4 protein-coding genes are annotated in these 7,646 nt (G+C 34.0%); 2 read left to right on the top strand and 2 right to left on the bottom strand.

The window, feature by feature from the left end; all coding sequences use genetic code 11:
• The first annotated feature begins 1,661 nt into the window (after positions 1-1,661).
• Both F6K22_RS24230 and F6K22_RS24225 read left to right on the top strand, forming a co-directional pair.
• Positions 1,662-1,793 carry a hypothetical protein gene (locus F6K22_RS24230; protein ID WP_293103816.1) on the top strand — a complete coding sequence of 44 codons (132 nt, stop codon included), beginning with the start codon at positions 1,662-1,664 and terminating at the stop codon, positions 1,791-1,793.
• The gene (locus F6K22_RS24225; RefSeq protein ID WP_293103813.1) at positions 1,790-2,296 is read left to right on the top strand and encodes a hypothetical protein; all 507 of its coding nucleotides are present in this window, start codon (positions 1,790-1,792) and stop codon (positions 2,294-2,296) included. The genes F6K22_RS24230 and F6K22_RS24225 overlap by 4 nt, the downstream gene beginning before the upstream one ends.
• Before the next feature lie 209 nt (positions 2,297-2,505).
• Here F6K22_RS24225 and F6K22_RS24220 read toward each other — a convergent pair whose 3' ends face one another.
• Positions 2,506-4,272, bottom strand: a complete 1,767-nt coding sequence (locus F6K22_RS24220; RefSeq protein ID WP_293103811.1) for a hydrogenase maturation protein — start codon at positions 4,270-4,272, stop codon at positions 2,506-2,508.
• A gap of 629 nt (positions 4,273-4,901) precedes the next feature.
• Positions 4,902-6,758, bottom strand: coding sequence for a tetratricopeptide repeat protein (locus F6K22_RS24215; RefSeq protein WP_293103809.1), 1,857 nt, complete (start codon positions 6,756-6,758; stop codon positions 4,902-4,904).
• Positions 6,759-7,646: the final 888 nt, after the last annotated feature.

Genomic DNA, 7,646 nt, shown 5'->3' with positions numbered 1-7,646 from the left:
AAACTACTGCCGATCCAGTTGTTGATGTAATTCCAGGTAGTGATATTAATAATGTCAATATTGGCAACTTTAGTGAATGTTGATGTAATTCCAGGTAGTGATATTAATAATGTCAATATTGGCAACTTTAGTGAATTTCTTTAAGCTATGCTTTATAGAATCCATTTGGTATCTTTACCTTGATTAAAATTTTGAGGAGCGGAGTCGTTCGTAGGATAGAGGCAATACAAGAAAAAGGTTGAAAAATATTCTAATACTCCCTATCACCCCATTGCCCCATTGCCCTATCTCCCCATCTCCCCCAACTAATAATAAGTATTCAACCGGATTTGATATTACGGGTGGGGAGTGGAATAGAGGCAATACAGGAAAAAGATTGAAAAATACTCTCCTACTTTTAAGATTAGATTGCCATGTTAGTTAGCGCTAACTTTTGCATTCTATGCAGCTCCTGAAAAATTTCGCGCGTCAAAGGATTTTCAGTTCCATCCTCGCAATTTTTGTGATATTATAAAGATTAACTGGGGTTGCTCGCCTATATATATGACTATTTATTCAACTAACTTTCTTGACTACAAGTATTCAGGAATTTTCCCTGGGAGCAATAACTAGAAATATCTTCATTGTGTGAAGCTCACACAAATATATATGCTGGTTTTTCCCATCGTCGAATCTTTCCATCTATCCCTCCCCAGTGGAAAACAGCCAACAGTTTCATTTTATGAAGCTCCTGAAAAAAAATCAGCGCGTCAAAGAATTTTCGGTTCCATTCTCACAATTTTTGTGATATTATAAAGATTAAGTGGGTTTACTCGCCTATGCACATGACTATTTATTCAACCAAATTGACTTGGTAATAAACGATCGAGTATTCAGGAAATTTCCCCAGGAGCAATAACTAGAAATATCTTTATTCTTGTAAGCACCCACAAACAGATATATTTGTTTTTCCTATCGTCGAAATTTTCGATCTATTCCTCCTGAGTAGAAAACCACCAACATTTTCATTTTATGAAGCTTCTAAAAAATTTCGCGCGTCAAAGGATTTTCGGTTCCATCCTTGCAATTTTTGTGATATTATAAAGATTAGCTTGAGTCACTCGCCTATACGCATGACTATTTATTCAACCAAATTGACTGGGTAATAGAGGAGGGAGTATTCAGGAATTTTCCCCAGGAGCAATGCCAGAAATATTTTCATCTGGTGAAGCTCTCATCAACTTATGTGCAGGTTTTTCTCATCCTCAAAATTTTCGATCTATCACTTCTGAGTAGAAAACCTACAACATTTTCATTTTATGAAGCTCCTGAAAAAAATTCGCGCGTCAAAGAATTTTCGGTTCCATCCTCACAATTTTTGTGATATGATAAAGATTAACTGGGGTTACTTGTCTATAAGCATGACTATTTATTCAACTCAAAAAGTAGCGATCGCGAATGCAGTGCAATTGAGTTTGCTTGATTTGCTGCCTAGCTAAGAGTTTTTGAGACAAGAATCACCGGTTATAATCTCTTATTTAACGGGCAAGTGTCAAAATGAATTGAGACGAGTTAATCGTTATCCGCCGATAATTTTAATTGTTGTGGTTGTGCCGAAAAAATTAGAGAAATAGCTACAACAATCTGAGGTATCCCTTTGTCTTCAACATTGTGGTTATTGGTTGTCTTTAGCAGAAGCTTTTGCTACAGAAAATCAAGATAATATTACAGTTTCAATTCCCAGAAAAAATCTGTTTACGTCTCAAGCTTTAGAGGTAATTATGCAGCAAATCTTACAAGGGGAAGGGCTATGAATTTAATTATTAAAGATATTGATTTATTGAAAAAAATTCATCCAGAAGTTGTAGCTAATTATTTAGAAAAACGAGGTTGGCAGAAGGAAAAGCAAATTGAAAATGAGGCAATTATTTGGAGCAATGAATTGTCTAATTTAATTCTAGTTTTACCCTTAAACCCAGAAGTATCTGATTTTCCTGTAACTATAAATTTATTAGTGGAAAATTTAGCTAAGTTTGAGGAGAGAAATGAGTTAGAAATTATGCAAAACTTAATTACTAATTTGCCTAATGTGGAGATACAGGGATTAGTTGTAGGATTGAGGTCTCTTGAAAGATATAAATTGAGTGGAGAGGTTGATTTAATGGGAGTGGTGGTGAATAAATTGGAGCGGATAAAATTGGAATTATTTGATCGGGATTATGTAACGGCTATTAGGGCATCTCAAGAACGTTTTCCTGTGTTATGTAAGGGTGATTTGGTGAAGCAAAATAATGTTTTTGTGTTGAAAAATTATTGATCTATAAATAAGCTTATTTGACGAACTTTTTCTAATCTACAGTGCTTTTTGTAGATAACAATTTTCTGATATAGCAGTAGAGGTTTGGTCGTCAAACCTCTACTTGATGAAACTGAAATATTTATGTTTCAAATCACAAAGTTTCAGTGAAAATGATAAGTAGTTACACCATAAATGTGTAGCTCATAACAGTTGGAAATACTGTATCTTTAGGCTTCTTGTTGTAAACCGTCTCTACAGTTATGAACGGCTAAATTTTTCTTAACTGAACAATTTTGTTGTCGTATTTTATAAACAAAATTATAACGAGAATTATTGTATTCAAAACTAACAAAATTTTGCTTCATTTCTCTTAATTCTCTTTGACGATGTTCTTCAAGAACAAGAGCTTTAGTAAAAGACATCTTTTCTTGTGGAAGGAAATTAGATTCTAAGGGTAGATTTTGAGCAATAGCTTCAGCTTTTTGGGTAATCCAATGGCAAAATTCATTAGAATCTTTACCATAATAATCATCAATTAGTCCGATTTCTTGAGCCGATTTGGTACTTATCGGCATACATTTTTCAGTTAAGGATTTCGCTTGCGAGTTTCCGACACGTTGCACTAAAGAATAAGTCCAATATTCAGAACCGTAAAGTCCCATCAGCTTATAATGAGGATTCAAAACAATTCCTTCTCTTGCATAAACATAGTCAGCACTTAAGGCCATCATAACTCCCCCTGCAGCAGCATTTGCTTGCATAGCAGCAATTGTTGTCTGATTATCTGTCGATAAAACTTCTAAGACAAAATCATCCATTGCGTTAATATTATTCCAAGATTCGAGAGCTCGATCTTCAGCTGCTTCAATGACATTAAGATGGATACCGTTAGACCAAAAACTTGAACCTCCCATCAAAACAATAACTTTTGTTGTTTGAGAACGAGCATAAATATAAGCTTCTCGTAAACGCTTACATTGCTCCGTATTCATTGCACCGTTATAAAATTGAAAATGAAGATAACCAACTTCATTTTTCTGTTCATACCAAATATCACGAAAGGTCATTACATTTGGCTCTAATGTTATTGGTGTTGCTATTTCAGGAATATCTTGAAGATAATCTTTTAATACCAATGTTGCTGGTAATTTAAAAAAGGTTTTATCTCCTTTATTCTTTTGTTTAAGAACACTAATCCAGACAGCTCCGTCAACAGTAGCACAACAAATAGCTCCATTCCGTTGAGCAATAATTTCTCCAGGAGTACCAGTCATCCCATTCTCAGCATAAGCACCATAAAGATACATTGGTTGACCAATTGTTTGGTCAAGTAATCCAGGTTGACTATCTGCACTTTTTATTTTGCGTACAATTGTTTCAGTTGTATCTTGATCCCAATTTATAGCACGCTGTTTCTGTTTCAAATAATTTCGCCAGCTCCCTTTTACGTCTGTTTTTGTATAATCAAGAGGTTCTGGTTTATAACCTTCTGTCAAAAAATTAATTGAAATTTCTTTAAGACAAGTGATGGCAGCTTGAGTAACTTTTCCTCTATACAAATCACTTTTTGTTTCTCCAGCTAGAGTAAAATTAGTTGATGCCCATATATCTCCTGCATCCATTTCTAAATCAGCTTGTAAAGCTGTAACGCCCCACTCTTGTTCATTATTTAAAATAGCCCAATCTAGAGATGAAGGTCCTCTATCTCCTTTAATTCCAGGATGGATGATTATACAAATATGTTTTCGCCAGACATCTTCAGGAATCGCATCTTTTAAAAATGGTGCAATAATTAGATCGGGATTAACATTTTTAACCACTTCTCTTGTTACTTCATCATTAAGAAAAATTTCAACTGAAACTTTATATCCCATATCTAATAACTCAACATGAAACCTTTGAGTCATAGTATTATAGGCAGAAGCTATTAATAAAATTGTTTCCAGTTTTTTCTTAGGAGTGAAATGATGGTTAGGAAAAGGAATGTTTTTCATAAGCACACTTGAACTAACTATTGATTAATGACTCTCCATATTTTTTATAAGTAAACTTGGGCAACCATAATATCGCTACTTTGAAATTTTTCACAAAAACAAACAGCTTACAACCAAGTATTAGCAAGGGATATACCTGTATATAAAAAAGCTGGATTAGTTAGATAATTACTAAAACATATCTAAAGTATATCACTAAGATCCTATTTAATTCTGTATCAAGAATTTAAGAAATCCTAAGATGTGTAATACCAGTTTGAAAAAAGAATGCTATAAAAAGTGCATCTCGATCGGATATGCTTAAAAATAGCTTCTCCTGTTAATTTTAGATGGTTATATCTATCGTTTTCTATTTTTTTTCAAAATTTCTTCCTTCTTCCTTCTTGCTTCTTCCTTCTTTCTTCTTTCTTACTTCTACTATTTGTAGCAAATATTTATCAAACTGGTATAATTAATTTTGCTTATGAACTTAGCAAATATTTACAGCAGATTCCAAGTATCTGAAGTACAAATATTAATAATAAAACTGTTATAGCTTTACCTCACGGAGATGAAATCAGCTATATCAAACTGGTATTAAACATACTCTAAGGCTTTTCCACCCTTAATCTTTTATTGACGAACAGTCTCTAAAGTGACTGTTGATATTTCACCAAAAGTTCAGGGATATAATCATAACCATCCACTCCAATAACTGGCAAAATTTCTGACCGTTTCTGATTTAAAATATCATTAAACTCTTCTCCCAATTGACCTTTCAAAACAACCATCAATCCAGCAGTTTGCCGCCATTCATTAGCACCAATTTGCTCTAAAAGATACATACCCAAACAACCTGCAAAAACAGCTTTCTCGAAATTTTGCAAACTATAGTAAGCCTGAGCAAGATAAGCCAAGTTTAAACCTTGCAAATATAAATCTCCAGAATATTGAGCAGCTTGCCAACCCCCGGCTAAATATAACAAAGCATCTTCCGGTTTTTCTAATACCATAAATGCAATTCCCAGACTACTAAAACAAAGAGACTTACTCTGACCATCCCCTAATTTTTCTGACAATTTTAAACCCTGTTGTAAATAATTAATCGCAGTTTCATAAACCTCCGTTTCCATCACTTCTTGTTGTCTAGCTTGGAAAACTTCACTAAAACCAAAATTAGCTAAAGCATTAGCTTCCCCTCTTTTATCTCCTACTTGTCGGGAAAACATTAACGCCCTCTGACTATAATTAATTGCCTCACCATAATCCTTCATCGCTACAGAAGTCCGACTCAAATGATTCAAATTAGCAATTTCACAGGATTTATCCTCAGTCTCTTGGGCAATCTCCAAAGCTTTTTTATGAAATTCCATCGCCTTTAAATATTGCCCTAAAGTCTGCTGAGAATAACCTAATAAAGTTAAAATTCTTCCCTTAGCTTGAGTACCTTGAATTTTTTGCAAAGGTTCATCTAAATAACTCAAAGCATTTTGTAAATATTCTCCAGAAAAAGAGGCAAAAATTCCACCATAGAGAGGAAAATATTCTCGTTGAGAAAAGGCGCGAAGAATTTGCAATGTTACCTGAAAACAAGAATTACTTAAACTAGGTCTAGCTTGAAAACCATCAGCTAACTGACACCAAATAGCAGCAAAAGTCAAAAAAGTAGAAATAGATAATTTTGCTCCTACCTTAGCATCATAAATTAACTTATCAAACCATTCTACTAATCCCCTTTGTAAACATTGTAAAATTATTGCCAACTCAACTAAATTACTTGCTTCAATATTAGCTTTGCCAGCAAATTCTACAATAGATTTTTCCAAAGCAATAGTATTAAATAAACCCTCTGGAAAAGAGCTATTTACCTGTTTTGACCATAATACCCACGGTCCCCTCTGTTCGGGAGTACCACCAAACCCCAGTTGACCTCGACTTTGGTCATATATCCAACTTACTAAATAAGGTTGTAGTCGTTGCCAAGCTTCCAGACCTTTAGTAATACCAGTAGTAAACTGCTGCAAATCTTTTTCTAGTTCTGGGTCAGTAGTTTGGACTTGTTTTTCCTGTAGAGTTTGGCGAAGTTTCTGTAATTGGTTAAGAGTGAGAGGTTGTTTTTGGTTAGGGTCAATAGCATTAAGTAAACTGGTAAGACGTTCCCTACTTTCCGTATCAATAATTTGCTGTATAGAAGTAGCGATCGCCTCTTGAGTTTGATTTTGTTTTTCCCATCTTTCCCATTCTCCTTGAATAGTTTTTAATGCTCGTAAACGACGATTAGCTTTTGCTTGTTTTAACTCATCAGTTTCTGTATCTACCTGATTTTTAATAGTTTGGAAACGTTCATCAAAACAACGTTCAAATATTTCTCCTGTACCACTGCTAATTTCTTTAACAAGCATTTGATATACTTGTTCTTTGGAACGAATTTTACCTTGAAGAGTAATTTCTATAATCTGGTCAATAAGATTTAGATAGCGTTCTTGCCAAGAAATAGATTTTGTCATTTCAGTTATCAGTTATCATCCTATATAGGTTGCAATATTTTATCGTAGGGGTTTGGTTTCCAAACCGAGCGTGAAAATGGGATTGATATAACTAAACCTCTACAGTTTTTTTTCACCAATCATTGACAATTACCATAATTATCTTAATCATTAAAGTCAAGGAATAAGGAAGAAGTAATAAGGCACTTAATTGAGGAGTTTTATACCATTTTGAAAAAGTAATTTTTTACTTATAAACTGTGAAAAAATTACTATTATCAAGAACAAAAGTTACTAAATATCCAGCATTCAATCCAGAAAAAAATATTTAAAAATATCAAATCCAACTATAGCAGAGTTTTTGGTAATTGGTATTAGTCAACATCTCCATAGTATTTATTAATTATTTAACCGATCTGCAGTAGCTTACTAACCAATTAAGATTAATATAGCGTTTCTCAGCCTAATGAGGTACACATATCTTTATTTGTATTCTATTCCCTCTTAAGTGTTAAGTGTTAAGTGTTCCCTAAAACCAAGGAATGCGCGTACCTCACGCTTCTTGGGAATTGCTATACCAATTTTATGTGATATAGAATCCGGTTATATAATATATGTTTATAATTACTTCAAGCCTTCAATCTCCCCTACTCCCCTACTCCCCTATTCCCCTACTCCCCACCCCCAACTATACAATAACTATTCAACCGGACATGATATAAGGCTGCACATAATTCTGAATTCATTAACTTGCCTGTCTTTAATCTACAACCAATTTTGATTAAAATTTTATTCCAAGCTAAGACCCATTTAAACAGGGTATTAGCAAACTAGCGAAGAAACTCTCAAACCCCCCCCTATCTCCCTATCCCCCCATCTCCCTATCAGCTACAATAAGCAATTTAGATG

This window comes from Okeania sp. SIO2F4 (assembly GCF_010672385.1).
GTDB lineage: Bacteria > Cyanobacteriota > Cyanobacteriia > Cyanobacteriales > Microcoleaceae > Trichodesmium.
The sequence above is the reverse complement of the archived record's forward strand: the minus strand, read 5'-3'. Positions and strand labels throughout refer to the sequence as shown.